The organism is Pseudomonas sp. CFBP 13602, from assembly GCF_014842725.1.
In the GTDB taxonomy this organism is placed as follows: domain Bacteria; phylum Pseudomonadota; class Gammaproteobacteria; order Pseudomonadales; family Pseudomonadaceae; genus Aquipseudomonas; species Aquipseudomonas baltica.
The window spans coordinates 75,692-100,840 of sequence record NZ_JACYVT010000001.1; the positions used below are offsets into that span (position 1 = coordinate 75,692).

A 25,149-nucleotide genomic window follows, 5' to 3' on the forward strand; every position below is an offset into this window, starting at 1 on the left:
GTTCGCCCGTCATTGCACCCAGTCAGGTTGAACCCGTGCGGCGTCACCGGGCTCTGAACAGACACTGTTTTCAATCCCACGGGTGCCCCATGATCCAAATCAACAGCTACACCACCGTCAAACGTCGACCACGGGTACCGCACGACATATTCGCCCACTACTGGCGCGACGTGCATGGTCCGCTGTGCGCACGGCTGCCGGGATTGGGCCTGTACATCCAGCACCATCTTTCCCGCGAGCAGGATGCCCATCTGTGGCCGCTGGCCGAAGGTATCCAGGAAATCAGCGACTACGAGCTCGACGGCGGGGTAGAGATCGGTTTCCTGTCTGCGGCTGACCAGAAGCAGTTCCAGGACGCCAGCTCGCTGTTGTTCAGCGACGAACAGAACATGTTCGAGGAAACCCTGGCCTATGATCTGCCCGAAGGCTCGATCAATCTGGTCAATCGCACCGGCGACGAAGTCATGAATGGCCTGGATCAGGCCGATCGCATTCACCTGCACCTGAGCCCGCGCGGCACCCTGGAAAGCCTGCATCAGTACCTGCACGACAAGCTGGGCCCGCTGCTGGCAGCCAGCGCTGCGGTGCTCAAGGTGCGCCTGCACCTGTGTGCGCCCTTCGAGAACGATGGCATGCACCCACCGGCCCCGGATGTGGCGCACAAGGCGACACCGGTGCGGGAACAGCTGGCCGTGCTGGAGATCGCCTTCGCCAGCCCGCTGGCGCGTCGACGGTTTTTCCAGAGTGACGAGTTCCAGCAATCGCAGGCCGAGCAGGCTCGGCACATTGCCCAGTTCAAGGCGTTCGCCGTGTCGGGGGTGTACACGTACGTCCATGACGGCAAGATCACCACGGCAGGCCTGCGGGGCAGCCGTGCCGCAGAATTGATCGATTACCTGGGCGCCACCAACCAGCTTACGTCGGATGTAAGCGCGTTGTTCGTACAGCATCCGAGCTGATAACCCGAACTCCGGATGCACGAAAGCTCCTCTTTAGCCCTATGCCAAGGAGGAGCTTTTTTTTTGCCTTACTTGTTGGCCAGGGCCGAGTAGCTGTTCATCAGGTTGCGGTAGTTGGGAATGCGCTGGGACAGCAGGTTGCCCAGGCCTTCGATATCGTTGCGCCAGTCACGGTGCAGCTCGCACGCCACCGAAAACCAGTTCATCAACTGTGCGCCCGCTGCCGACATCCGTGCCCAGGAAGCCTGCTGCACGGTGTGGTTGAAGGTGCCGGACGCATCGGTGACGACGAACACCTCGAAGCCTTCGGCCAGCGCCGACAGGGTCGGGAATGCGACGCACACATCGGTGACTACGCCTGCGATGATGATCTGCCGGCGGCCGGTGTCCTTGATGGCAGCGACGAAGTCTTCGTTGTCCCAGGCGTTGATCTGGCCGGGACGCGCAATGTAGGGCGCGTCCGGGAACATCTCCTTGAGCTCTGGCACCAGCGGCCCGTTCGGGCCTTGTTCGAAGCTGGTGGTGAGGATGATCGGCAGCTCGAAGAACTTGGCCAGGTCCGCCAGGGCCAGAACGTTGTTCTTGAACTCGTTCGGCGTGAAGTCCTGCACCAACGAAATCAAGCCGGTTTGATGGTCGACGAGCAGAACTACGGCATCGTCTTTGTTCAGGCGGTTGTAGGTCGTGTGGGTCATGGTCGGGTCCTCTCGGTTCGCTGGGGGTGTGTTGAAACTGAGGCTAGACTAGCTTCGACCCTGGGGAGGATAAATCGGGTGGACAGCGTTTCACTGTCCACTACCGGGTGACAATCAGCTGATCGAGCCATTCTCCGGGGCGGGGCTGGCTTCGCCTTTTTCGTTGATCAGCAGCATGCTCTGTGGCGCCGAAAGCGCTACGCCCATGGTGCGCAGGCGGTCGAGGATGGTGAACAGCAGGTCACTGCGCGCGGTTCCCACCGAACGCGGGCTGTTGACGAAGCCGCTGACGCTGATCAGCAGGCCAGCGCTGGTCAGGTCCTTGAAGGTGACCGACGGAGCCGGCTCGGCCAGGACCGCTTCGTGCTCGGCATAGGCAGTCATCAACAGCTCGCGGATCTTCAGCACGTCGGTGTCCAGCGGCAGGGTGAGGGTGATGCCCACCACGCCCAGCGCGTTGCCCATGGTCACGTTGCGCACGTTCTGGGTAATGAACTGCGAATTGGGCACGATCACCGTCGAGCGGTCGCCCATTTGGATTTCCGTGGCGCGCACGTTGATGCGGCGGATATCCCCCTCCACGCCAGCCAGGCTGACCCAGTCGCCGACCTTGACCGGCCGCTCGGTGAGCAGGATCAACCCGGAGATGAAGTTCTGCACGATTGCCTGCAGGCCAAAGCCGATACCGACCGACAGCGCGCTGACCACCCAGGTCAGGTTGGTCAGGCTGATGCGCAGCGTCGACAGCACCGCGATACCCAACAGCACGAAGCCGATGTAGCCGACCAGGGTCACCAGCGAGGCGCGCATGCCGGCGTCCATGTTGGTTTCCGGCAGCAGGCGGTCACCCAGCCAGTTCTTCAGGACACGGATGCTGAACAGACCGCCGACCAGCAGCAGCACCGCAATGAGGATATCGCCCGGCACGATGTTGAAGGCGCCGAGGGATTTGCTGCCCACGTCCAGCCGGGCGAAGCTGGCCAGCAGTTCGCTGGGGTTCGATCCCGACGGCATGAAGGCCAGAATCAGCGCAACGCACAGCAGCAAGGTTCGGCCCACGCCGGCCAGCAGGGTACTGGCCTGGGCCTGATGCCGTGGCGACAGCCCGAGCATGGCGCCCAGGGCCTGGCCGCCGGACTGCTTGGGCGAGAGCAGGGTTTCGCAGATGTCGACGAAGAACACCGTCAACAGGTACGCGGTCGAGGTAACCAGGCTGATCCACAGCAACTTGACGGTCAGTACATAGGCCAGCGTCAGGTAACCGCTCAACAGCCCGAGCACGATGATGCCGATCCACACCGAGAGGATGAACGGGATCAGGCCGACGAAGCCTGCGGTGCGCTCGAGGGCGAAGCGGCGACGGGTCTGGCGCACACGCACCAGGCCGTAGACGAAGATCGACGCTACCAGCAGCGCGGTCAGGCCGTTGACCGCGACCGACAGCGCCAGGCTGCTGGCGATCACGCTGTTGATCCGTTCGAAAGTGCCGGTGAACATCAGTGCGAGGGCAAGCACGGCTGGCAAGTTGCCAATGGCGCTGGCGATCGGGTCGGGAATGTTGGGCAGGCGCCAGGACGGGTTGGGCAGCATCAGCAGGGCGCGGCCCATGCCGACGATGAAGGCGCAGAACAGGATCAGCGTCTGCACCTGTTCGATCAGGTTCAACACATTGGCGCTGGGTTGCGAATGGCTGACGATGCCCCACTGCAGCAGAGAGGTCGCCGCGCTGATGGTCAGCACCGTGGTCAGCCCGGTGGCCAGGGCCAGGGTACTGCGGCGCAGCCGACCTTCGGGGAACCAGCGGATCATGGCCCGCACCAGCAGCCGCTCGATCAGCCGTCGGGCCACCACCCATACCAGCAGGGCGCCCAGCACGATCGTGATGAACGTGCCGCGCGAGCCGGGTGCCAGGGCGCTGTCGAAGACCTGAGAGACGTCCTGCCACAGGCTGCCCAGCTTTCTGACGTCGTCATCGGTGGGCTGGATCAGGCTGGACCAGAACGCGGAACTCAACGGGCTGGCGGACCGGGTGCTGATCTGGGTGTCCAGCAGGTTGCGCCGCAGGTTGAGAATCTGGATCGCCAGGTCACCGGCCGAGGTACTCAGCGCCGTGGTGTCGGCCTGGTCGGTGGTCAAGGCCTTCTTCTGGTTGGTCAGCGTGCGGCGCTGGGCCGTCAGGGTCTGCGGCTCCTCCGGTTGCGCTGCGCCAAGCACGTTGAGCTGGTCATCCAGATGCCCCATGTCCACGCCCTGGCGAGCCAGCAACGCATCGGCCTGACGCTGCACCTGCAGCGCTGCCTGGCGCAGGCTGGCAAGCAGGTCATCGTTGGCGGCAGTCGAGACCTTCTGGCGAATCTGGTCGAGCTGGTCGCTGAGCTGTGCGGGTGTGGCCAGCACTTCGACCGGGGCGCTGGCGGTATTGGCCGGCGGTGCCGGGGCAGGCTCGGCATGGGCGGGCAGGGTGGCCCACAGGCACAGGGCCAGCAAGCCCATGCACCAACGGTTGATCATGGAATGCCGCATGTTCGGATTCTCTTTGAGCGGTTGCCAGCTCCGGCGAGCAACCAGGCGTAAAAATGATGAAGGCCTGAGCCATGGCAGCAGGCATCGCCTGCGCTGGCGCCGGGCGAGGTTACAACAACTCGATGAGATTTACGCACGCGTCGTCCGCGAAAGAGTCACTGCCGGTCGTCGGATTCATCAAACCGTAACAAAAGCTGTGCACAGTTCCGTTGCCCTTTATCTCAGTGAGTTCCTTAGATGAAAAGTTTGATGAAGTCTGCCGCGCTCGCCGTTGCCGTTTCGCTCAGCGCCAGCTCCATGGCCTTCGCTGCCGAAAGCGTCCGGTTGACCGGCTCCGGCGCCAGCTTTCCGGCCCCGATCTACCTCACCTGGTTCAAGGACTTCAGCAAGAAAACCGCTGGCGTTACCGTTGACTACCAGTCCAAGGGGAGCGGTGCGGGCGTACAGGACTTTTTGAACAAGACCGTCGATTTCGCTGCCAGCGACTCGGCCATGAAAGATGAAGACATCGCCAAGGTGGCCGAAGGCGCGCAACTGCTGCCGATGACCGCGGGCGAAATCGTCCTGGCCTACAACCTGCCGGGCAGCCCCAAGGGCCTGAAACTGCCGCGTGAAGTCTACTCCAACATCTTCCTGGGCAAGATCACCAAGTGGAACGATCCGCAGATCGTCGCTGCCAACCCGGATCTGAAACTCACCGACATGCCCATCACCGTGGTCGTGCGCGCCGACTCCAGTGGCACCACCGCAGTGTTCACCAAGCACCTGGCAACCATCAACCCGGCGTTCAAGCAGACCCTGGGCGAGGGCAACACCGTCAACTGGCCTGCCAGTGACAAGTTCATCAAGTCGCCCAAGAACGACGGCGTGACCGCCACCGTTCGCCAGACCCCTGGCGCGATCGGCTACATCGAGTATGGCTTCGCCAAACTGGCCAAGGTCGACTTCGCCGAACTGCAGAACAAGGCCGGCAAGTACGTGGTACCGAATGCCGAAAGCGGTGCCGAGGCCCTGGCCGCGGTGAAGATGCCGGAAAACCTGGTGGCCTGGCTGCCGGATCCAGAAGGTGAGAAGTCCTACCCGATCACCACCTACACCTGGATGATCTTCCGCAAGCAGAACGAAGATCCGGCCAAGGCCAAGGCCATGCGCGACATGATCGAGTACAGCCTGACCGAAGGCCAGAAGATCGCCGATTCGATGGGCTACATCCCGCTGCCGCCGTCGGTTGTGGAGCAGGTTCGCAAAGCCAGCGCCAATATCCAGTGACATGCGCGAGACCTCTCCCGTCCTGGCTTCGCTGCCGGGTCGGGCGAGGTCTACTTCCACACCCCGGAATTAATCAATGAACAGCCCTTTCGTTGTACCGGATAACCCGGACTCAGCCTGCCAGCCGCCTTCGACGAAGGACTTTCTGGTCGATCGCACGTTCCGTGCGCTTGCGCGCGTCGGTGTGGTGCTGATTCTGGCCGTGGTATTTGCCCTGGTATTCGAAGTAGGGCGCAAGGCACTGCCCGGCATGGAAAAACACGGCTTCGACGTGCTGTTCGGCACCGTGTGGGATGTCAACCAAGGCAAGTACGGCATTCTCCCGGCCATCTGGGGCACGCTGTACAGCGCCTTGATCGCCCTGGTCATCGCCGGTTTCTTCGGCATCAGCATGGCGATCTTCCTGACCCAGGATTTCCTGCCTGCCAAGCTGGCGGCGGTATTCCGCACAATCGTCGAACTGCTCGCGGCCATTCCAAGCGTCGTCTACGGCCTGTGGGGCATCTATGTGGTGATTCCGGCCATCCGCCCGCTGACCACCTGGCTGCACACCGAACTGAGCTGGATTCCCTTTTTCGGCACATCACTGAGCGGGCCCGGGCTGCTGCCGGCTGCGCTGGTGCTAGCCATCATGATTTTGCCAACCATCGCCGCGGTGTCCCAGGACGCCCTGACCGCCGTGCCGATGAAAACCAAGCAAGCCGCCTACGGCATGGGTACCACCCACTGGGAAGCGATCCTGAAGGTCATGGTGCCCTCGGCGGCAACCGGTATCTTCGGTTCGCTGGTACTGGGCCTGGGTCGAGCCCTGGGTGAAACCATGGCCCTGGCCATGCTGGTGGGCAACGCCAACAACATCTCGCTGTCGCTGTTCGCTCCGGCCAACACCCTGGCAGCGCTGTTGGCACTGAACTTCCCGGAGGCCGGGCCCAGCGAGATCGAAGTGCTGATGTACGCGGCACTGGTGTTGATGCTGATCACCCTGATCGTCAACCTCATCGGCTCCATGCTCATGGTCTACGCGCAACGGGGTAGCAAATAATGACAAGCCTGAGTACGCCTACCGCCGCGTTGCCCAGCCTGCAGCGCAAGTTCGAAGGCCGCGCCCTGCGCAGCCTGGTATTGACCACACTGGTCTGGAGCGGCGCGCTGATCGCCAGCGTGCCCCTGCTGTCGGTGCTGTACATGTTGATCACCCGTGGCGGCGCGCGCCTGAGCCTGGAAGTGTTCACCGAGCTGCCACCGACCGGTTTCGAAACCGGCGGCGGCTTCGGCAACGCCATGGCCGGCACCTTCGTGATGGTCGGTATCGCGGCGGCGATCGCGGTACCTGTCGGCATCATGGCAGCGGTGTTCCTCGCCGAGCTGGGGCCCGACAGCAAACTGGCCAACGCCGCGCGGTTCGCGGCGAAGATGCTCACCGGCCTGCCGTCGATTCTGGCCGGGGTGTTCGCCTACGCGCTGGTGGTGATGACTACCGGTACCTATTCCGCGCCTGCGGGCGGGGTGGCCCTGGCCGTGCTGATGCTGCCGATCGTGGTGCTGACCGCCGAGGAGTCCATGAAGATGGTGCCCAAGGTGATGAAGGACGCCGCTTATGGCATGGGTTGCACGCGCTCGCAGGTGATCTGGAAGATCATCCTGCCCACCGGCATGCCGGCAATCCTCACCGGGGTCATGCTCGCCGTGGCACGGGCTGCGGGCGAAACCGCTCCGCTGTTGTTCACCGCGCTGTTCAGCAACTACTGGATCTACCACGAAGGCAACCTGGCGGTGATGAACCCCACCGCGTCGCTGGCCGTGCTGATCTACAACTTTTCCGGCATGCCCTTCGACAACCAGTTGGAGCTCGCCTGGGCGGCCTCCCTCGTGTTGGTGATGATCGTGCTGTTTGTGAACATTGTCAGTCGTGTTTTCGGCAAGCCCAAGTTCTGAGAATGGGAGCACCTATATTGTGAGTGTACTATCCGTGCAAAAAGCCGTCCCGTTCGCGACCCAGGCACCTGTGGTCATGGACTGCAAGCTCGACAAGATTTTCTACGGCAACTTCATGGCCGTGCGCGACAGCCACGTACCGATCGAGAAGAACAAGATCACCGGCTTCATCGGTCCCTCGGGTTGTGGCAAGAGCACCGTGCTGCGCAGCCTGAACCGCATGAACGACCTGGTGAAGGGCTTCCGTTTCGAAGGCCACGTGCATTTCCTCGGCCAGGACGTGTATGGCAAGGGCGTGGATCCGGTGGTGGTGCGCCGTTACATCGGCATGGTCTTCCAGCAGCCCAACCCGTTTTCCATGAGCATTTTCGACAACGTCGCCTTCGGTCTGCGTCTGAACCGCTACAAGGGCGACCTGGGTGATCGGGTCAAGCATGCGCTGCAGGGCGCGGCGCTGTGGGACGAGGTCAAGGACAAGCTCAAGGTCAGCGGCCTGTCGCTGTCCGGCGGCCAGCAGCAACGCCTGTGCATCGCCCGCGCGATTGCCACGGAGCCTGAAGTGCTGCTGCTCGACGAACCCTGCTCGGCCCTCGATCCGATCGCCACGCGCCGCGTCGAAGAGCTGATGGTGGAGCTCAAGAAGGACTACACCATCGCGCTGGTCACCCATAACATGCAGCAGGCAATACGCGTCGCCGACACCACCGCGTTCTTTTCGGTGGACATTTCCCAGGGGACCCGCACCGGCTACCTGGTGGAGATGGGCTCGACTGCGCAGATCTTCGAAAACCCGCGCGAACAGATGACTGGCGACTACATCAGCGGCAAGTTCAGCTAGCCAGCGGCAGGATGCCGTTTCACCCATCGAGTCCAGGAATATTCATGTCTGCAACGCGTCGTCTTGATCTGCCCGCCATCGAAGAAGCCCTGCGCGAAGTGCAGGGCCGCTTCGCCGAGCTCAGCGAGCACTTCACCGAGCAGCGTGATCCGTTGACGGACGAGGTGGTGGAGAACGTCCTGGCCGGCTATGCCCTGGTCGACGAATACGTGGCAGCAGGGGTTGACCTGTTCGACCTGCAACAGGTCAACCTGATGCTGGAAATCAATGCCACGGTGCTGTGCGGGCGTGACCCGGCGCGGCGTGTGGAGTTTGCCCAGCATCTGGCCGCCACCGAAGAGCATTTCTTCAACAACACCGAAGGTGGCATCAAGGATCTGCACAACTGGTACTGCACGTACCGCAGCGAGTCGGTGTGGAAGCGCGCCGCCGGCGTCTACGTGCGCATCCTCAGCAAGCCGCAGCTGTTCATCGAAGGCAACAACCGCACCGGTTCGCTGATCGTCAGCTATCTGCTGATCCGCGCCGGGCTACCGCCTTTCGTGCTGTCGTTGGATAATGCGCAGGGTTATTTCAACCCTTCGTCGGTGATCCGCAACTCCGCCAAGCATGGCGTCAAGGCGCTCTACGAATTGCCCAAGATCAAGAAGAAATACGCCGCCTTCCTCGAAGAGCAGGCACCGGACCCGAAGAAATTCTTCCTCAGCCACAAGCAGCTGGCGTTGCACGAGGGCAGGGGTCGATGAACCAGACACACCGCGCTGACCGATGCGACCGCAGCGCTTCAACCCAAACGTCGCCCAATCCGATGTGGCAAGCGATCACAGGTCTCGATCCGATGAATCCGTTCAACCGTCCGCGCGTGCGTATCTCGTTCGACATCGACGATACCCTGGCCTGCCTGCCCCATCACAGCGAAGCCGAACAGAGCTGGCTGCCGGGCTTCGTGCACCGCTGGCTGGGCGAGCCGCTGCGCATCGGTACCCGCTCGCTGACGCGGGAACTGCGTCGTCAGGGCTGCAGCATCTGGGTGTATACCTCTTCCGGGCGCACACCGGCCTATATCAAGCGCTGGCTGTTGCTGCACGGTATTCGCGTGGACGGCGTGGTCAACAGCGAAGTCCACAGCCGTGCCCTGGCCAGCCATGGCATGAGCCTCTCGCCGTCGAAGTTTCCGCCGGCCTTCGACATCGACCTGCACGTCGACGACTCCGAGGGCGTGCAGAGCGAAGGCCACGAGCATGGTTTTCGCGTGGTCGTGGTGCGCCCGGATGACCAGAGCTGGACGCACCGCGTGCTCGAGGCGGTCGCCGCGGTCCAGGCGCAGCTGGCGCGACAGCAGACGCTGCGCCACAAACAGCCGGTGGGGCAGGTTTCCCAAGCCTACTCCTGAGCTATTCCAGCGCCGCAACCTGGCGCTAGGCAGATGCATCCTGGGACCCGCACAGACGGGTCACCGCGAATGCATCCGGGTCCAGGTCCTGGTACTTCTTCATGCGCCGCCACAGCGTGGTGGTACTGATCTGCAACAAGCGGGCGGCCTGTTCGCGATTGCCCCGCACGCTGTGCAACGCCTCGAGCAGGACCTGCCGTTCGCTGCGGTTCAGCATTGGCGGCGCTTGAGGTAGAGGCTGGGCGGGCGAGGGCAGGTCTTCCAGCGCTTCTTCCACCCACGCTCCGGTCATTTCGCGGCCCTGGCCCATGACCGCCAGGCGCTCGACGATGTTGCCCAGCTGGCGAATGTTGCCTGGCCACTCATGCTCGCTAAGGCGCGCCAGCAGGGCTGCTCCAGGGGCGGCGGCTGGCATGCCGAAGCTGGCCAGCAAGTGGGCCACCAGTTCGGGAATGTCCTGGCGCCGTTCGCGCAGGGCAGGCAGCTGCAGCTTGAGTACGCAGATGCGGTAGAAGAAATCCTCGCGGAACAGCCCCTGCGCCACCAACTGCGGCAGGCGTTTGTTGCTGGCCGTGATGATGCGAATGTCCACTGGCGTGACCTTGTCGTCGCCGATACGCACCACCTTGCGCTCCTGCAGCGTGCGCAACAGCTTGAGCTGGATTTCCGCCGAGGTTTCGCTGATCTCGTCGAGAAAGATCGTCCCGGTGTGGGCCAGCTCGAACACGCCGGCCTTGCCCTCGGTCAAGGCACCGGTGAACGCCCCCTTTACGTAGCCGAACAGTTCGCTCTCCAGCACGCCGGGGGCGAACGCCGCGCAGTTGATCGCCACGAACGGGCCATGGCGTCGCTTCGAGGCGTTGTGGATACCCTGGGCGAACAACTCCTTGCCGGTGCCGGTTTCGCCTTCGATCATCACCGTGCTGTCCACTGCGGCGAAGGTCTGCGCCAGGCGCTTGGCCTTGGCCAGTGCCGGGCTGCTGCCGATGATCGACGCGAAGGTATTCTCGGCCACGTGCTGGCGCGCCAGCTGACGGCGCATCTTCTGCTCGATGGCCTTGATTTCGGTCTGCTTCTGCAGGGTTGCGACGGCGCCGATCACCTGGTCGCCCAAGGTGATCGGCGCGATGCTCAGGGTCAGTGACAGGCGCCCCAGGTTGATCAGGGCACCGCGCACCGCTTCGGCCTTGCCCAGCACGCGGCCGAAGTAGTCCTGCGCCAGCAGGCCGGCCACATTGTCGCCACAACGCACGCTGCCCAGGTAGTGGGTGGCAACGCTGTTCATGTTGGTGATCACGCCGTGGCTGTCGATGCTGAAGATGCCTTCGGAGACACAGTCGAGGATCGACCGGATCATCTCGTAGCGTCCCTGCAGCTCCAGACGCTTGTGCAGTCGTTCCTGCTCGATGCGCAGCAGGTGCAGGGCTTCGTCGATGGCATCGAAGGCGGCGTCGGCATCGGCGTCGGACATGATGTAGTGCAGGCCGCGAGCTTTGACGGCCTGCTCCAGGGACAAGCCGCCGATAGCCACCTCGATACCCTGTTCCTGCAAGCGGTCGAGTTGCGCGTCGGTGCTTTGCGCGCTGCCGAACGGGTCGATCGGGCAGATGGTCACCGCCGGCATGAACGGCCTTGCCTTCGCAAGGATCGCGGCATAGCCGTCGGAGGTGGCCAGGAAAGCGATGCGGTCCGACACCGCCAAGGCTTTGTGGTAGGCATTGATGCAGTCGAAGAACGTGTGGCGCACCTCCACGATCGGTACCTGAAAGTGCTCGCGCAGCACGCTGGCAGTCTTGCCACGGCTGATCAGGACGCTGGCACCTTCGTCGATCGCCCGTTGCGCCATCAGTATCGCCTGATGCTGCGCGGCTTCCACCACGGCCACGCGCAGTCCACGTTTCTCCAGCACCTGATTCATCACCGCGGTGAGGGTTGTGGAAGGAGAAATGACAGCCAGTTTGCCGAGCATGGAATCGCTCCTGGTGGATGGGCAGTTGTTGGAGCGTAGTCATTGCACGCTAAAGGCTGATGAAAGATTTTGCAATGAAATGCAACATTGCTGCAATGCGGTCGTTAAACCGTTCTCGTACTTTGTTGCTGCAAGTCATTGATTTTAAATTGCAAAATATTTCTCTTCAGAAATTGGCACAGGCCTTGCTCCAGCCCCATCAATAACAATACAAACAAGGAACACGCTGATGGAACTGCTTTTCATCGGGTTTGGCGAAGCGGCCTACCACCTTGCCACCGGCTTGCGCACCCAGGGCGATCTGCAGATTGGCGCCTTCGATGCCCAGGCAGATGACCCCCAGCGCGGCGCGACGATCCGCCAGCGCGCCGAGCACACTCGCGTCACACTCTTCGATTCGCTGGAAAGCGCCTGCCAGGGCGCACGTTTCGTGGCCTGCCTGACCAGTGCCAGCAGCGCACTGGCCGTGGCCGAGCGCGTGTTGCCGCTGCTGGTGGCCGGGCAGACCTATGTCGACATGAACTCGGCCGCGCCCACCGTCAAGCAAGCCATCGCCGCGCTGCCCAAGGCCCCCGGCGTGACCTTCTGCGACGCTGCAGTGATGGGCACGGTGCCTGGCAACAACCATCGCGTACCCATGCTGCTGGCCGGCGAGGGTGCACGTGCGTTCGCCGACGCGTTCACTCCCTATGGCATGCAACTAACCGTGCTGGACGCCGAGGCCGGCGCCGCTTCGGCGATCAAGATGCTGAAAAGCGTGGTGATGAAAGGCCTGCCGCAACTGCTGCTCGAAGCCTTCCAGGCAGGGGAGAAGTTCGGAGTGCTCGACACGCTCGTCGATTCCCTCGGCGAATCGCTCAACGGCAAGACCGTCGAGCAACTGGCCAACACCTTCACTGCGCGCACGCTGATCCACGCCAAACGGCGCAGCGCCGAGATGGACGACGTGGTCACCACCCTCGAAGACGCCGGGGTCGACGCCACCATGTCCAGGGCCAGCCACCAGCAGCTGGAAAAGCTCGCCGCCACCGACTGGCAAACCCTGCTGGGTGCCGATGGCAGCGATCTCGATTACCGCGACGCCATTCGCCAGCTGGTCAGACATTCCTGAGGAAGACGCCATGAATACCGAACACTACCTGCCCCTGCCCGAGCTGATTCCCCAGGACCTGCTCGACCGATTCCGCAAGCTCAGCCCCGCACAGCTGTGCGATGGCATGGCCAAGCTCGGCATTGCCCGCAACGGCGCCATGGACGCCGATCTGATGCCGCTGGACGACCGCAAGATCATGCTCGGCACCGCCTACACCGTGGACACCGAAGATGGCGACAACTTTCCGATCCACGTGGCGGTGTACCAGGGGCAGCCTGGCTATGTTCTGGTGGTCGCTGGCAAGGGTTATCCCGGGCGTGCGTACATCGGTGATCTGATGGCGGGGGCGGCGCAGGCCGTTGGCCTTGCCGGGCTGGTCATCGATGGTTGCGTGCGTGACAAGCTGCCGCTGGCCGAGCTCGACATTCCTGTGTATGCCAAGGGTTTCATGCAGCGCAGCCCCGGCAAGCAGGGGCCAGGCAAGATCAACACCACCGTCACCTGTGCCGGTGTGGAGGTGGCCGCCGGTGACCTGGTGTTCGGTGACTACGACGGTGTCACCGTGGTCCCCCGTGCGCGGCTGCTGGAAGTGCTGGAAGCGTCGGAAAAGAAAGGCATCTATGAAAAACAGCGTCGCGAGGTGATCGACCAGTACGTCCGCTGCCGCGACAACGGCGAGCCACTGCCTGAGCTGGCCCCTGATTGGGTGACCCAGTTGTTGCAGGGCCGGTAGGGCCCCGCAGGCTCGGTGGCCAAGACCGAGCCTGCGCAACAGACGCTGCCTCTCTCGATAAAAATAATATGTGGAGACGTTCGGATGCTGACCATTCTGGGCTATACGTTGATCACCTCGTTCCTGCTGTTGGTGATCAAGCAAAAACTTTCGCCCTTTACCGGCCTGATCGTGGTTTCGCTGGCGGTCGGCGTGCTGGTGTGCCTGCTCAGCGGCGTGCCGCTGGACATGATCATCAAGTGGATCAAGGAAGGCCTGTTCTATTCCCAGGGAGCGGACGGCAAGATCTCCCTGGGGACCGTGAACCCTACAGTGATGATTCTGTTCGCGGTGCTGTACTTCAGCCTGATGATGAACGTGGGGCTGTTCGATCCGTTGTGTACCTACCTGATCCGCAAGGCCAACGGCGACCCGCTGAAGATCATTCTGGTGACCGCGTTCACCTCGTCGGTAGTGACCCTGGATGGCGACGGCACCACCACCATCCTGATCATCACCACCGCCTTTCTGCCCCTGTACAAACAGATGGGCATGAAGCTGTCCAACCTGGCCATGCTGATCATCCTGCCTTGCGGGCTGGGCAATTGCCTGCCGTGGGGCGGGCCGCTGGCGCGCGCTGCCGCAGTGCTCAACCTTGAGGTGAACACGCTGTTCGTGGCGATCCTGCCGATTCTCGGGGTGTCGTTCATCTATGTGTTCGGCATGGCGTACCTGATGGGCATCAAGGAGCGCAAGCGGCTGGGCTTCGTCGCTGGCGAGAAAGTCATCGTTACCCCGCAACAGATTGCCGACATGGTCACGGTCATCGAAGACCACGACAAAGAGCTCAAACGGCCCAAGCTGTTTCTCTTCAACCTGGCGTTGACGGTGGGCATGCTGGTGATCCTGATCGCCGGCTGGGCCAGTGGCGCGGTGGTGTTCATGCTGGGCACGGCGCTGGCGCTGACCGTCAACTACACCGCAGTGGAACAGCGTGAGCGGATCACTGCCAATGGCGGCGATGCGGTGGCGGTGGCGTCGATCATTCTGGCGGCAGGGTGCTTTCTTGGGATCTTCAACGGCAGCGGCATGGCGGGTGCGGTGGCCGAGCACATGGCCAGCCTGATTCCCGAATCGATGGGCAGCCATACGGCGTTGATCTTTGCGTTCCTCGGCGCCCTGGCCTGCTATGCGTTGCCGGTGGACGCCTATTACTTCGGTATCCTGCCGGTGGTCGCGCCCATTGCCTACAGCTTCGGCATCACGCCCACTGAAATCGGCGTCGCCTCATTCATGGGCCAGGCGCTACGCTACGCCAGCCCTACGGTGGCCTGGCTGTTCCTGCTGATGAACCGCACCGAAATGACCTTCGGCGAATACCAGAAGGAGTTCTTCAAGTGGTCGTTGCCGATGTTCGGGATCTTCCTGGTCACGGCCATCGTCACCGGTCAATTGCCAATCGGTTGAGGCTGCCCATGGACGTTCACCGCGCCGCCGGTGAACGTCGATTAAACGGCTGTGGCGGGCGATGGTCTATTGGTAGACATCAAGTGCAGGGATGTAACCTGCGCACTGACTTTGCACGGGTTCAACGCGTTCGGCATGATTGATCAATCGCGGGCCAGCGTAGCGCGATGCGCTGGATCGTTGAGTCAGGTACCGTAAATGAAAAGGGCCCTAGATGATCGATCACCTTGACCACATCGTCCTCACTACCATCGATCTGGAGGCCTGCAAGGGTTTCTACATCGACGTGCTGGGCATGCGACTGGAAAGCTTTGGGGAAGGGCGCGTGGCGTTTGTCTTCGGCCATCAGAAAATCAACGTGCATGTGCGTGGGCATGAGTTCGAGCCCAAGGCGCACTTGCCTGTGCCCGGTGCACTGGACCTGTGTTTCATCGCCAGTTGCAGCCTGGAGCAGGTGATCGAACGGCTTGAGGGTCATCCGTGGCCCATCCTCGAAGGGCCGGTCAAGCGCACCGGTGCCACCGGCCCCATTCGCTCGGTGTACGTCCGCGATCCAGACCTGAACCTCGTCGAGATATCCGAATACCTTCCAGCGCCTTCAGCCTGATATACCGCGCCGGCCTTTACCCTGACACACCACGCTGCCCTCCTGTAGGAGCGGCCCGTGGCCGCGAAGCGCGCACCCCGGTCTACCTGACACACCGCTTCAACGCGACAGCAGCTGCTCAACTTCTGCGCGGCTGGGCGCATAGGCCCCGGCATTGGCGCAGGACACCGAGGCACAGGCCGCAGCAAACGCCAGCCGTGCCTGGGGGGCTTCGATACCCAGCAGGCTCGACGCCAGCCAGCCGGCCATGCTCGCGTCGCCGGCGCCAACGGTGTCGGCTACCTCCACGGCGATTGCCGCCTGTTCGACCTTGCTGTCTAGCGTAAACAGCACCATGCCCTCGGCGCCGCGGGTAAACAGAACCTGTGCCCCTTCATTCATCTCGCGCAACTGCTGCAGGGCCTGCTCTTCGCTCAAGCCAGGATAGATCTGCCGCAGATCCTCATCCGACAGCTTGATGATGTCCGCCAGTGCGACCATCGCGGGGAACGTCACCTCGCGGTATCGAGCATCCATCAGGTTGCGCCAGTTGGGGTCATAGCTGATCAGTTTGCCGTGCTGCTTCACCTGCCGAGCGACCTCGACCAGCCTGTCACCCAGGGGTTGTCGGGCCAGGCTGATGCAGCTGAAATGACACAACTGCGCAGCCGCCAGCCACCCCGAGGGCAGCAGCTGCACATCGAAATGCAGATCGGCCTCACCGGCAAAAAAATAACGGGGAGGGTGGCTGGAAGGCACGATCGCCACCAGTGGATCGGCCTCGACGCGCTGCAGGTAACGCAGGTCCAGCCCGGCAGCTTCGGACTGTCGGTACAGCTCATCGCCCAGCGAATCGGTACTGATCGACCCCGCGAACGCCGTCGGTACCCCCAATCGGCTCATCGCCCGCGCCACGTTCCACGGCGCGCCGCCCGGATAGCCTTGCCAGCGACCGGGCGTGGTCTGGACCAGATCGGTGAGTGCTTCACCGAACACCACCACTGAAGGTAACTGCATGTCGATTCTTGCTCCTGTATGGGTCAGACGGCTGTAAGACGTCGATACTCGCTGGGCGTCTGCTGCATCTCGTGGCGAAAGTGCCGGTTGAAGTTGGACAAGTTCTCGTAGCCGACTTCGAAGCAGATATCGGCCACCGATCGCTGGGTCTGGGCGAGCAGCCTGCAGGCTCGCTGGACCCGCAGCTTGCGCATAAGGTCGATGAAACCATGGCCGGTCATGCGTTTGAAAAAACGCGAGAAACCCGCCTCGCTCATGCCCAGCTGCGCGGCGATCACCGACATGCGTACCTCGGCAGTCAGTTGCCGGGTGAGGTAGTCGAACGCCTGATTGATACGCTGTGTGCTGTATTCGTCGAGGGACGGGGAATAACAGGCGCTGGCCAGAACGCGGAATTCACTGGCCGGCGCGTTTGCCAAGGTATCGATGAGCTGCAGGAACAGCGTCAGGCGCCTGAGGCCATTCGCTTGCCCTATACGTTCCAGCAGGACCGCTGCCTCGACCGCTGTCGCCGCGTGAAACTCGATTCCGCGCTGAGCTCGGTCGAACAGGCCTTTGAGCTCCGCCAGTTCGGGCCACACACTACGACACTCCAGCAGCGTGGTGCCGTCGAACTGCAGTACGACGTCGCGAGCGACCAACCGTTCACCCGTTGCCAGATCGCCCATCCAATCGTGGGGCAAACCGGGGCCGATCAGTGCGACGTGACCGGGTCCGAAGGGGCCGATGTAATCACCTGCCACTAGCTTGCCGCTGCCTTGCCGGATCAAATGAATTTCGAACTCGGGATGATGGTTCCAGCGTGCCAGGGAATAGGGGTAGTCATGCTCGTACCAGCGAAAGGTCTGGTCTGGTCGTGCCAGGATCACTTCCAGATCTGGCTGACGGTACTCGAACACAGTGGCGCGGTCATCAGGCATCGAGTGCCCCTTTTATCGTTGTTTTTTTCATGATTCTGCAGGTCGACGGGTTCAACCATACTCTGAAATCCCGCGCCATCGGTAGCCCGTCAATGACAGCGTTCCGATACTTTTTTGCCTCGAAACCCAACGGTGCAAAAGATCAAAAAAGTACCGATCGCCCATTCGCCGTTCGTTTGAGTACAGATCGGGCAGCTGCTTTACTCGACCTGTCGCCGATCCAACGGCTCGGCGCACCAGAACAATAACAACGGCTCCGGTCGAACCGGCTGGACGCGGAGAACTTCATGAAGATTACCAATGCGTTGATCCTGTCCGCGAGTGTTTCATTCGCCGTCGCCGGACAGGCCGCTGAGACGTTGACCATTGCCACCGTCAACAACGGTGACATGATCCGCATGCAGCGGCTGTCCAAGTTCTTCGAACAACAGCACCCCGACATCACGCTTAACTGGGTCGTGCTCGAGGAAAACGTGTTGCGGCAACGCTTGACGACCGATATCGCGACGCACGGTGGCCAGTTCGACGTGCTCACGATCGGTACTTACGAGACGCCACTGTGGGGCGCAAAAAACTGGTTGGAACCGATGAAGGATCTGCCAGCCGACTACGACGTAGACGACATCTTTCCCGCCGTCCGCCAAGGCCTCTCGGTGAACGGCACGCTGTACGCGTTGCCGTTCTACGGCGAAAGTACGGTCACCTACTACCGGACCGACCTGTTCAAGGCCGCCGGGCTGACCATGCCGCCAGCGCCAACCTGGTCACAGCTAGGCGGTTTCGCGGCCAGGTTGACCGATGCATCCAAGGGCCAATACGGTATGTGCCTGCGCGGCAAGGCTGGCTGGGGCGAGAATATGGCCTTGCTCAGTACCATGGCCAATGCCTTCGGTGCGCGTTGGTTCAACGAGCAATGGCAGCCTCAACTCGACAGTCCCGAGTGGAAGGCGGCTGCTACGTTCTATGTCGAAACGCTGAAGAAGTACGGGCCGCCCGGCGCTTCGAGCAATGGGTTCAACGAGACGTTGGCGTTGTTCAACAGCGGCAAGTGCGCGATCTGGGTCGACGCCAGCGTGGCCGGTTCCTTCACCACCGACAAAGCGCAGAGCAGGGTAGTGGACAGTGTTGGTTTCGCTGCGGCGCCCACTGAGGTGACCGACAAGGGCTCATCGTGGTTGTACGCTTGGTCGCTGGCGATTCCCGCCACCTCTCGGCACAAGGACGCGGCGAAGGCGTTCGTCACCTGGGCGACGTCCAAACAGTACATCCAGCTGGTCACCGACAAGGACGGTATCACCAACGTTCCGCCGGGCACTCGCATGTCGACCTACAGCGACGCCTACCTGGCAGCGGCGCCGTTTGCTCAGGTCACCTTGCAGATGATGCAGCATGCCGATCCTTCGCAGCCTTCCGCCCAGCCCGTTCCATACGTGGGCATTCAGTATGTGGTAATTCCCGAGTTCCAGTCGATCGGTACATCGGTCGGCAAGCTGTTCTCCGCCGCGCTCACCGGACAGATGTCCGTGGATCAGGCCTTGGCGTCCGCTCAGTCAACGACCGAGCGCGACATGAAGCGAGCCGGTTATCCCAAGCCCTGAAGCCCTTGTTTCCACGAACTCGAAGGTTGACTCGATGAACCGACTAAACGGTAAAAGTGCACTGATCACTGGCTCTGCGCGAGGCATTGGTCGCTCGTTCGCGCAAGCGTACATACGTGAAGGTGCCATTGTCGCGATCGCCGACATTGATCTGGACCGAGCCCAGGCAACGGCTATCGAACTCGGTCCCCAGGCTTACGCGGTGGAAATGGACGTCACCCAACAAGCTTCCATCGACCGAGCGATCGCCAGTGTGGTGACACGCGCGGGCAAGCTGGACATTCTCATCAACAACGCGGCGCTATTCGACCTGGCGCCCATCACCGAAATCACCCGGGCGAGCTACGACAGGCTGTTTGCGATCAACGTCGGGGGAACGCTGTTTACCCTGCAGGCGGCCGCGAGGCAGATGATCGGCCAGGGGCACGGGGGCAAGATCATCAACATGGCCAGTCAGGCAGGACGGCGAGGTGAGGCTCTTGTAGGTGTGTACTGTGCGACCAAGGCGGCTGTGATCAGCCTGACCCAGTCCGCCGGCCTCAATCTCATCAAGGAGCGGATCAACGTCAATGCCATCGCCCCGGGGGTGGTCGAGGGTGAACACTGGGATGGCGTCGACGCGTTGTTCGCCAAGTACGAAAATCGCCCACTGGGCGAGAAAAAGCGTCTGGTCAGCCAGGAAGTCCCCTTCGGTCGCATGGGCACGGCCGAGGACCTGGTGGGCATGGCGCTCTTTCTGGCAAGCGACGAAAGCGACTACGTCGTGGCCCAGACCTATAATGTCGATGGCGGCAATTGGATGAGCTGAAAATCTCGCCCTGGGCAGTCATCGCTCTTGGTCAGAACGTATACGCCACGCCCGCCTGAACCGTACGCGGTGCGCCAGGATACGCGTACGTGTTGAACGCGCCTTCGTCGTAGCCCTTGTTGAACACATTCTGCAGTTCCAAATTCAGGCGAACGTGATCGTTCACCTGATAGAAACTCAGCAGATCGACCACGCTGTAGCGCTCCATGGTGTAGGTCTGGGCTGCGGTCTGTCCGGCGCGGTCGTCGATGTATTTCAAGCCCACGCCCAGGCCCAGGCCTTTGGCTGCGCCGTCCTGGAACTCGTAGGTGTTGAGCAGGCTGAAGCTGTTGCGCGGAATGTTGGCAAGGCGGGTGCCATTGGGCAGGTTGTTGTCGTCGGTCACCCGCGCATCGACGTAGGCGTAGCCACCGATCATCCGCCATTGTGGCGTGAGGTTGCCGGCGATGGTGATGTCCAGGCCACGGCTAGTGACTTCGCCGGCCGCGACGCTGTAGGTCGGGTCGACCGGATCACGGGTGAGCACGTTTTCCTTGACGATATGGTAGACGGCGCCGTCGATGCTCAGCTGCTGATCGAGGGCTTCCCACTTCATGCCCAACTCGTAAGACTTGCCTTGTTCCGGATCGAAGCCGCCGCCATCGCGGCTTGCACCGCTATTGGGTTTGAACGACCGCGCGGTGTTGGCGTACAGCGCCAGTGTATCGGTGAGGTCGTAGATCAAACCCAGCCGTGGTGTTGCCGAGGTCTGCGCGGCGTTCCAGTCCACAGAGCCTGGCAAGCGGTTGTCGTAGTCCTGTTCGAAGCGCTCCAGACGCACGCCTGCGAGCACTTTGAAGCGCTCGGTCAAGGCAACCTGGTCTTGAATGAACGCGGCCCAGGTTTTCAGGTTTTCCGTGTCGTGGGTGGTGGTGCGGGTGAGGGCTGGGCGTGGCTGGCCCAGCACCGGGTTGTAGAGGTCGATGGGGTAGGTGCCCGCTGCGGCCGACGAGCGCTGGATGATCGAGCGGTAGTCGTAGTCTTCATACTCCACGCCGGCCAGCAAGGTGTGGGAAAACCCTGCGGTATCGAAATGGCCGGTGAGATTCAGCTGATAGTCGCGGTCGGTCCATTCCAGTTTGCGGTAGTTGAAGTTGCGCTGCAGGGTACGTCCATCCAGCGGGGCTGCGTTGGCCTCGACCGCATTGCCCTTGAGGCTGCCGTCAAGCCACTGCATCCCGCCGGCCAGGGTCCAGGCGTCATCGAGGCGGTGCTCGAACCTGAGTTGGGCCATGTCGTTGTCGTTGTGCAGCAGGTTGTCACGGCCTTGCTCCCAAACATTGGTGTCGCGCGAAGCGCTGCCCCGCTGGGTGGCGTAGCGCGTCAGGCCGCGATCGAGCGGATGGTTGTTGCGCATGAAATCGCCTTCGAAGACGATTTTGGTAGCGTCGCTGGCTTGCCAGCTGAGCACGGGCGCGATGTCGTAGCGTTCGGTTTCCACATGGTCACGAAAGCTCTCGCCGCCTTCGCCCAACACGTTCAGCCGATAGGCCAGGCGCCCATCCTCGCTGAGCGGCCCGCCGGCATCCAGCGTGGCGCGGTGCATGCCCTGATCGTTCAGCTGGCTGCCAATCGTCACCTTGCGCTCGGCCAGCGGTTGCTTGCTGACGACGTTGAAAGTGCCGCCCGGATCACCGCGGCCATACAGGCTCGTCGCCGGGCCGCGGATCACTTCCAGGCGTTCCACGGTATTGGCGTCCGGCGCATTGGGGTAGCCGCGATTGATTGGAAAACCGTTGCGGTAGAACTCGCCCGTGGTGAAGCCGCGTACGGTGAAAGTGGTCAGGCCCTGACCACCGAAGTTGTTGGCGCGGCCGACACCCCCTGCGTAATCCAGCGCGTCCTGCAAGCGAGTGGAGGCGGTGTCTTCCAATACGTCACGGGGCACGACGCTGATCGACTGCGGCGTCTCGTGCAGGGCCGTGTCGGTGCGCGTCGCACTCATTGAGCGGGTGGCTCTGTAACCCGTGACCGGACCATCCGCGCGTTCATAATCACTGTCGGCCTCGATGTTCACCGCTTCGAGCTGGAGGTTTCCGCTGGCTTCGACGGGTTCAAAGGCCCAGGCAAACACCAGGGCAGCTTGCAGCAGGCACAGCGAAAGTAACGTGCGACGCATGGGTTCATCGTTCCAGGCAGGGGAGGCTAGCGAAATGGCAGCGGATTCTATCCGCAAACGATTCGCATTGACAGTTGCTGGCTTCGAAGCCTTGCTTTAGATAGTCGTCAGTATTTCCGCCAGCCTGGTGTGCTCCCAGGTACTTAGAAGCTCGATAGGGTCGGTGCCGTAGTGGTGGGATGAATCGAAGAGGTAGGTGCGGCCGTCCGGGCTTTCACAACGCTCGCAATGAAAGCGCCCGTTTTCATGGTTGTGAAAGGTGATGATCCAGCCGTCGGCGCCGACGGTCATCGCTGTGCCGTAGGGATCGGCCCAATCCGTTTCGTCGAGACGGTGCAAGGTGCGAATACCTAGAGCGACGTCACGAAGCAGTTGGCAAGTTTCTCGTGCAGAGAGGGCGGCGGCGGACACTTGAAGAGCCTGATCAAAGTGAAGAGCAGCTTTATAGGCGATGCAGAAGGGGCCGGCAACCTCGCTGAATTAATTGGAAAACTATAGATAACATCATGACACGTCGTCGCACATGCTTTCCTCCGTGAACCTTCCGCAAAGGTGATCAGTAACGAGCACCAAGCTGCTTTGCTGCGTTCACCAGGATGCCTTTAGCCATAAACAATAACATCATGACAAGGCTCCGCTACGAGTTGCTTTCATTTCCGTATTATCAACTTAGTAATCACCAAGCGGGGCAAGGTGCCAGGCGCAGGTTTTAATTCAATGTGGCCACGTCGAGAGGGAAGGGGCTAAGTAAAAATCTTTACCCTATGATGATGTTATTAATAGACAGCACGGCGTCAGCCTTCCTTGCTAGCTGGCTTCAAGCATCAACTCCCTAGCCCTCTTCAGCTGACTTTTTTTGCAGAGGTCCATAAACCCGATGCCTATCCTTATAACGATAGAGATTCATTGCCTCCACATAAGGCTCTTCCTCCAGCAACGCCAAGCGGGTGTTCTTGCGGATCACTACTTTGGGTTCGTAACTCGGGAGCCGCTTTATCTTGGGCGGTGCGATACCCGTTTCATACACGAAGGGCACTGGCGCGATGATGGGTTTGACCTTCGAGTCGCCGTTCCTGACTCGTGCCCGGATATGAGGCTGAACCAAGCGGCGAATGGCGACCTGTTCCTGCGGGTCCAGCTTGCCCAGCATGTCGATGCCGTAGACGAGAGCATTCTCGGCAGCGGCTTCCGAGGAGTGTTGCACCGTTGCCTGTTTGTCATGATATTGATCGAGTAGCTCGTGCCACTCTTGCAGAAGATCACCGGCCATCTTGCGGGCGCCGGACGAACCGGTGTCATCCCAATAAAAGTTGATGTTCGACGGCGCAGTGAGCACGTTGGTCAGACGCAGGGCTTGCTTGGGCACGATGCCATTTCCGCTGCCTTTGAAGCGGTTCCACACGTTGCGACGGTCGTTGGTTTTGTCGATGGCACCGATCAACTTGCCCAGTTCGACACGCGTCGCATTCGTCTGCAGGATCTTGTCGATGGCAGTGCGGGGCAGGGCGATGGCACCAGGCACGCGCAATGTTTCCCGCGGGTGCTGACCCACTTTGACCCAGATACTGGTCAAGGCCTCGAACGCCGCCTGTACCGCCTCGTCACCTTCCAGTACACGTACTTCTATCGGTTCGTTGCGCACCGCGTCCTCAGGCCTGAAATCCAGACCAAACATGGCATCGACACGTACGTGGTCTGCTGCAGTTCGCAATACTTCGCCCAAATCGGTCAGTTCGGCCTGAAGCCTGTTGACCATAGCGATAGCTGCGCTGGTCTGGCTGAGATGAAGATCCATGCGTATGTCCGGATAATGGGCAGGTGCGCTATTCTAGCTGAGCACTGTATCTTTATACAGCTCTGTCGGTTGGCTACCCAGTTAGTCCGTGAACGTTGCCATGGAGAGGGTCTTGAAGAAAAGTGAGTTACCGGTAAAGCACTGCGTCACCTGTGGGCTTGCGTTCACCTGGCGCAAGAAATGGGCGCGCTGTTGGGACGAGGTCCGCTATTGTTCGGAACGTTGCAGGCGGCAGAAGAAGCCGGTTCCCGGTGGTTGATGTTTCAAAGCCCGTGTCTGTCACCCGCTAGCGATATCACCGTTGGGCACGCCAGCGGTGCTCTGCCGAACGACCAGGCTGTGGGGCAGCGTCACGTGCCGCACTTCAAGAGGGCGTTTCTCGATCAAACTGATCAGCATGTCCACCGCGTGCTGGCCGAAGCACTCGGCTGGCTGAGCGATGGTCGTCAGCGGTGGGTCGCAATAGGCAGCCAGTTCGATGTCGTCGAAGCCGGCCAGGGAAACGTCCTGGGGAACTCGCAGGCCCATTTCCTTGATGCGCTTCAATGCGCCAATGGCCATCTCATCGCTTTCACAGAACAATGCAGTAGGACGCTCGGGCATGCCGAGCAACTGCAGTGCTCCGTTATAGCCTGCTTTCAGGCTGAAATCCCCTGGGCAAATCAACTTGGCATCGGGTGTGATGCCCGCTGCACGCAAGGCTGCCTCGTAGCCCGCACGCCGATCACGGGTCAACGGGCTGGTGGCAGGCCCGTTGATCAAACCCACACGTCGGTGGCCCAGGGCAAGCAGGTGTTCTGTGACCGCTCGCGCAGCGCCATGGTTATCCAGACTGACGGTGGGATGACGGCCCCCCTCGAGTATTTCGCAGGCGTTGACGATAGGGGGCAGGTCGGCTGCGTCGGTAGTCGACGCGAATGGATCGTAGGCGCGCAGCTGCAGTACGCCGTCGGCTTGATGGGCGTGCACCAGGTCGGCATATTCGCGCTCGGTCGCTTCGCAGCCCAACGTGTCGCACAGCAATACGCGATAGCCCGCCGACTGGGCAGCTTTCTGCGCGCCGCTGATGACTCGGGCAAAAAAACTGTTAGCAATATGCGGCACGAGGATGACCAGGTTGAACGTGCGTCGCGAACGGAACTGCACGGCCATCAGGTTTGGCCGGTACCCGGCCTGTTCCACCGCAGTATTGACCCGCTCGCGCGTTGCCAGCAGTACCCGTTCAGGTGATTTCAGCGCACGCGATACCGTAGCCACCGAAACGCCGGCCAGCCGCGCCACTTCACGAATATTCGACACGCCTACCTCGTTCCCGGTAATCCCGACGCAGAGCTTACCTCAGTTTGCCACTGCCTCCGGTACCGCGATGATCCGCCCGGTGGTGTTTGACAGGGGACGCGTTGACGCCTAGATT

General features: G+C 61.5%; 23 protein-coding genes. 14 read left to right on the forward strand and 9 right to left on the reverse strand.

The annotated features are described in order from the left end of the window. Positions 1 to 89: 89 nt before the first annotated feature. Entirely contained in the window at positions 90 to 959 is an 870-nt protein-coding gene (locus tag IFU31_RS00305) for an EthD domain-containing protein (RefSeq protein ID WP_192101955.1), read from the forward strand. A 68-nt stretch (positions 960 to 1,027) separates the two neighbouring features. Here the strand turns inward: IFU31_RS00305 and ycaC are convergent, their stop codons facing one another. Both ycaC and IFU31_RS00315 read right to left on the reverse strand, forming a co-directional pair. Continuing rightward, complete coding sequence (gene ycaC / locus IFU31_RS00310) at positions 1,028 to 1,654, reverse strand: isochorismate family cysteine hydrolase YcaC (protein WP_192057045.1); 627 nt, start codon at positions 1,652 to 1,654, stop codon at positions 1,028 to 1,030. A 114-nt stretch (positions 1,655 to 1,768) separates the two neighbouring features. Continuing rightward, positions 1,769 to 4,177: a DUF3772 domain-containing protein gene (locus IFU31_RS00315; RefSeq protein ID WP_192101956.1), complete on the reverse strand. Its 2,409-nt coding sequence runs from the start codon at positions 4,175 to 4,177 to the stop codon at positions 1,769 to 1,771. 237 nt (positions 4,178 to 4,414) lie between these two features. On the opposite strand from IFU31_RS00315, the gene pstS reads away from it, so the two are divergent. The 6 genes from pstS (at position 4,415) to IFU31_RS00345 (ending at position 9,612) form a co-directional block, all read left to right on the forward strand. Continuing rightward, on the forward strand, positions 4,415 to 5,446 hold the full coding sequence (pstS, locus tag IFU31_RS00320) for a phosphate ABC transporter substrate-binding protein PstS (RefSeq protein WP_122477972.1): 1,032 nt from the start codon (positions 4,415 to 4,417) through the stop codon (positions 5,444 to 5,446). 76 nt (positions 5,447 to 5,522) lie between these two features. Further along, positions 5,523 to 6,488 carry a phosphate ABC transporter permease subunit PstC gene (gene pstC, locus IFU31_RS00325; protein WP_122477973.1) on the forward strand — a complete coding sequence of 322 codons (966 nt, stop codon included), beginning with the start codon at positions 5,523 to 5,525 and terminating at the stop codon, positions 6,486 to 6,488. Then, positions 6,488 to 7,381, forward strand: coding sequence for a phosphate ABC transporter permease PstA (gene pstA, locus IFU31_RS00330; RefSeq protein ID WP_122477974.1), 894 nt, complete (start codon positions 6,488 to 6,490; stop codon positions 7,379 to 7,381). The genes pstC and pstA overlap by 1 nt, the downstream gene beginning before the upstream one ends. A 76-nt stretch (positions 7,382 to 7,457) precedes the next feature. Next, entirely contained in the window at positions 7,458 to 8,219 is a 762-nt protein-coding gene (gene pstB / locus IFU31_RS00335) for a phosphate ABC transporter ATP-binding protein PstB (RefSeq protein WP_244652093.1), read from the forward strand. A 44-nt stretch (positions 8,220 to 8,263) separates the two neighbouring features. Beyond that, positions 8,264 to 8,965, forward strand: coding sequence for a hypothetical protein (locus tag IFU31_RS00340; RefSeq protein ID WP_192101958.1), 702 nt, complete (start codon positions 8,264 to 8,266; stop codon positions 8,963 to 8,965). A gap of 92 nt (positions 8,966 to 9,057) precedes the next feature. Further along, positions 9,058 to 9,612 (forward strand): hypothetical protein, encoded by a 555-nt coding sequence (locus IFU31_RS00345; RefSeq protein ID WP_244650958.1) that lies wholly within the window; start codon positions 9,058 to 9,060, stop codon positions 9,610 to 9,612. A gap of 25 nt (positions 9,613 to 9,637) precedes the next feature. Here the strand turns inward: IFU31_RS00345 and IFU31_RS00350 are convergent, their stop codons facing one another. Continuing rightward, the gene (locus IFU31_RS00350) at positions 9,638 to 11,581 is read right to left on the reverse strand and encodes a sigma 54-interacting transcriptional regulator (RefSeq protein ID WP_192101959.1); all 1,944 of its coding nucleotides are present in this window, start codon (positions 11,579 to 11,581) and stop codon (positions 9,638 to 9,640) included. Positions 11,582 to 11,810: 229 nt separating this feature from the next. Here IFU31_RS00350 and IFU31_RS00355 point away from each other — a divergent pair, with 229 nt between their 5' ends. The 4 genes from IFU31_RS00355 (at position 11,811) to IFU31_RS00370 (ending at position 15,460) form a co-directional block, all read left to right on the forward strand. Further along, entirely contained in the window at positions 11,811 to 12,692 is an 882-nt protein-coding gene (locus IFU31_RS00355) for a DUF1932 domain-containing protein (protein ID WP_192101960.1), read from the forward strand. Positions 12,693 to 12,702: 10 nt separating this feature from the next. Beyond that, a complete protein-coding gene (locus IFU31_RS00360; protein WP_192101961.1) occupies positions 12,703 to 13,407 on the forward strand; it encodes an RraA family protein in 705 nt (234 codons plus the stop codon). A gap of 84 nt (positions 13,408 to 13,491) precedes the next feature. Further along, positions 13,492 to 14,853 carry a CitMHS family transporter gene (locus IFU31_RS00365; RefSeq protein ID WP_122797520.1) on the forward strand — a complete coding sequence of 454 codons (1,362 nt, stop codon included), beginning with the start codon at positions 13,492 to 13,494 and terminating at the stop codon, positions 14,851 to 14,853. A gap of 214 nt (positions 14,854 to 15,067) precedes the next feature. Further along, entirely contained in the window at positions 15,068 to 15,460 is a 393-nt protein-coding gene (locus IFU31_RS00370) for a VOC family protein (protein WP_192055978.1), read from the forward strand. A gap of 99 nt (positions 15,461 to 15,559) precedes the next feature. Here IFU31_RS00370 and IFU31_RS00375 read toward each other — a convergent pair whose 3' ends face one another. Beyond that, positions 15,560 to 16,456 carry a carbohydrate kinase family protein gene (locus IFU31_RS00375; RefSeq protein ID WP_192101962.1) on the reverse strand — a complete coding sequence of 299 codons (897 nt, stop codon included), beginning with the start codon at positions 16,454 to 16,456 and terminating at the stop codon, positions 15,560 to 15,562. A 23-nt stretch (positions 16,457 to 16,479) separates the two neighbouring features. Further along, complete coding sequence (locus IFU31_RS00380; protein ID WP_122477991.1) at positions 16,480 to 17,376, reverse strand: AraC family transcriptional regulator; 897 nt, start codon at positions 17,374 to 17,376, stop codon at positions 16,480 to 16,482. 287 nt (positions 17,377 to 17,663) lie between these two features. Here IFU31_RS00380 and IFU31_RS00385 point away from each other — a divergent pair, with 287 nt between their 5' ends. Further along, entirely contained in the window at positions 17,664 to 18,974 is a 1,311-nt protein-coding gene (locus IFU31_RS00385; RefSeq protein WP_192101963.1) for an ABC transporter substrate-binding protein, read from the forward strand. A 34-nt stretch (positions 18,975 to 19,008) separates the two neighbouring features. Next, positions 19,009 to 19,782, forward strand: a complete 774-nt coding sequence (locus tag IFU31_RS00390) for an L-iditol 2-dehydrogenase (RefSeq protein WP_192101964.1) — start codon at positions 19,009 to 19,011, stop codon at positions 19,780 to 19,782. A gap of 31 nt (positions 19,783 to 19,813) precedes the next feature. Here IFU31_RS00390 and IFU31_RS00395 read toward each other — a convergent pair whose 3' ends face one another. The 3 genes from IFU31_RS00395 to IFU31_RS00405 all read right to left on the reverse strand — a co-directional run bounded on the left by IFU31_RS00395 (position 19,814) and on the right by IFU31_RS00405 (position 23,735). Further along, complete coding sequence (locus IFU31_RS00395) at positions 19,814 to 21,940, reverse strand: TonB-dependent siderophore receptor (RefSeq protein ID WP_192101965.1); 2,127 nt, start codon at positions 21,938 to 21,940, stop codon at positions 19,814 to 19,816. Positions 21,941 to 22,036: 96 nt separating this feature from the next. Then, positions 22,037 to 22,351, reverse strand: coding sequence for a DUF7693 family protein (locus IFU31_RS00400; RefSeq protein ID WP_192101966.1), 315 nt, complete (start codon positions 22,349 to 22,351; stop codon positions 22,037 to 22,039). Between the two features lie 421 nt (positions 22,352 to 22,772). Further along, positions 22,773 to 23,735 carry a DNA replication terminus site-binding protein gene (locus IFU31_RS00405; protein ID WP_192101967.1) on the reverse strand — a complete coding sequence of 321 codons (963 nt, stop codon included), beginning with the start codon at positions 23,733 to 23,735 and terminating at the stop codon, positions 22,773 to 22,775. Positions 23,736 to 23,847: 112 nt separating this feature from the next. Between IFU31_RS00405 and IFU31_RS00410 the strand changes: the two genes are divergently transcribed. Beyond that, the gene (locus IFU31_RS00410) at positions 23,848 to 23,994 is read left to right on the forward strand and encodes a DUF2256 domain-containing protein (RefSeq protein WP_192057058.1); all 147 of its coding nucleotides are present in this window, start codon (positions 23,848 to 23,850) and stop codon (positions 23,992 to 23,994) included. A 20-nt stretch (positions 23,995 to 24,014) separates the two neighbouring features. Here IFU31_RS00410 and IFU31_RS00415 read toward each other — a convergent pair whose 3' ends face one another. Further along, positions 24,015 to 25,034 carry a substrate-binding domain-containing protein gene (locus tag IFU31_RS00415; RefSeq protein WP_192101968.1) on the reverse strand — a complete coding sequence of 340 codons (1,020 nt, stop codon included), beginning with the start codon at positions 25,032 to 25,034 and terminating at the stop codon, positions 24,015 to 24,017. Positions 25,035 to 25,149: the final 115 nt, after the last annotated feature.

Excerpts from the sequence above, each read along its gene's own strand:
- IFU31_RS00305 (WP_192101955.1), top strand. The coding sequence starts at position 90 with ATGATCCAAATCAACAGCTACACCACCGTCAAACGTCGACCACGGGTA.
- ycaC (WP_192057045.1), bottom strand. The coding sequence starts at position 1,654 with ATGACCCACACGACCTACAACCGCCTGAACAAAGACGATGCCGTAGTT.
- IFU31_RS00315 (WP_192101956.1), bottom strand. The coding sequence starts at position 4,177 with ATGCGGCATTCCATGATCAACCGTTGGTGCATGGGCTTGCTGGCCCTG.
- pstS (WP_122477972.1), top strand. The coding sequence starts at position 4,415 with ATGAAAAGTTTGATGAAGTCTGCCGCGCTCGCCGTTGCCGTTTCGCTC.
- pstC (WP_122477973.1), top strand. The coding sequence starts at position 5,523 with ATGAACAGCCCTTTCGTTGTACCGGATAACCCGGACTCAGCCTGCCAG.
- pstA (WP_122477974.1), top strand. The coding sequence starts at position 6,488 with ATGACAAGCCTGAGTACGCCTACCGCCGCGTTGCCCAGCCTGCAGCGC.
- pstB (WP_244652093.1), top strand. The coding sequence starts at position 7,458 with ATGGACTGCAAGCTCGACAAGATTTTCTACGGCAACTTCATGGCCGTG.
- IFU31_RS00340 (WP_192101958.1), top strand. The coding sequence starts at position 8,264 with ATGTCTGCAACGCGTCGTCTTGATCTGCCCGCCATCGAAGAAGCCCTG.
- IFU31_RS00345 (WP_244650958.1), top strand. The coding sequence starts at position 9,058 with ATGAATCCGTTCAACCGTCCGCGCGTGCGTATCTCGTTCGACATCGAC.
- IFU31_RS00350 (WP_192101959.1), bottom strand. The coding sequence starts at position 11,581 with ATGCTCGGCAAACTGGCTGTCATTTCTCCTTCCACAACCCTCACCGCG.
- IFU31_RS00355 (WP_192101960.1), top strand. The coding sequence starts at position 11,811 with ATGGAACTGCTTTTCATCGGGTTTGGCGAAGCGGCCTACCACCTTGCC.
- IFU31_RS00360 (WP_192101961.1), top strand. The coding sequence starts at position 12,703 with ATGAATACCGAACACTACCTGCCCCTGCCCGAGCTGATTCCCCAGGAC.
- IFU31_RS00365 (WP_122797520.1), top strand. The coding sequence starts at position 13,492 with ATGCTGACCATTCTGGGCTATACGTTGATCACCTCGTTCCTGCTGTTG.
- IFU31_RS00370 (WP_192055978.1), top strand. The coding sequence starts at position 15,068 with ATGATCGATCACCTTGACCACATCGTCCTCACTACCATCGATCTGGAG.
- IFU31_RS00375 (WP_192101962.1), bottom strand. The coding sequence starts at position 16,456 with ATGCAGTTACCTTCAGTGGTGGTGTTCGGTGAAGCACTCACCGATCTG.
- IFU31_RS00380 (WP_122477991.1), bottom strand. The coding sequence starts at position 17,376 with ATGCCTGATGACCGCGCCACTGTGTTCGAGTACCGTCAGCCAGATCTG.
- IFU31_RS00385 (WP_192101963.1), top strand. The coding sequence starts at position 17,664 with ATGAAGATTACCAATGCGTTGATCCTGTCCGCGAGTGTTTCATTCGCC.
- IFU31_RS00390 (WP_192101964.1), top strand. The coding sequence starts at position 19,009 with ATGAACCGACTAAACGGTAAAAGTGCACTGATCACTGGCTCTGCGCGA.
- IFU31_RS00395 (WP_192101965.1), bottom strand. The coding sequence starts at position 21,940 with ATGCGTCGCACGTTACTTTCGCTGTGCCTGCTGCAAGCTGCCCTGGTG.
- IFU31_RS00405 (WP_192101967.1), bottom strand. The coding sequence starts at position 23,735 with ATGGATCTTCATCTCAGCCAGACCAGCGCAGCTATCGCTATGGTCAAC.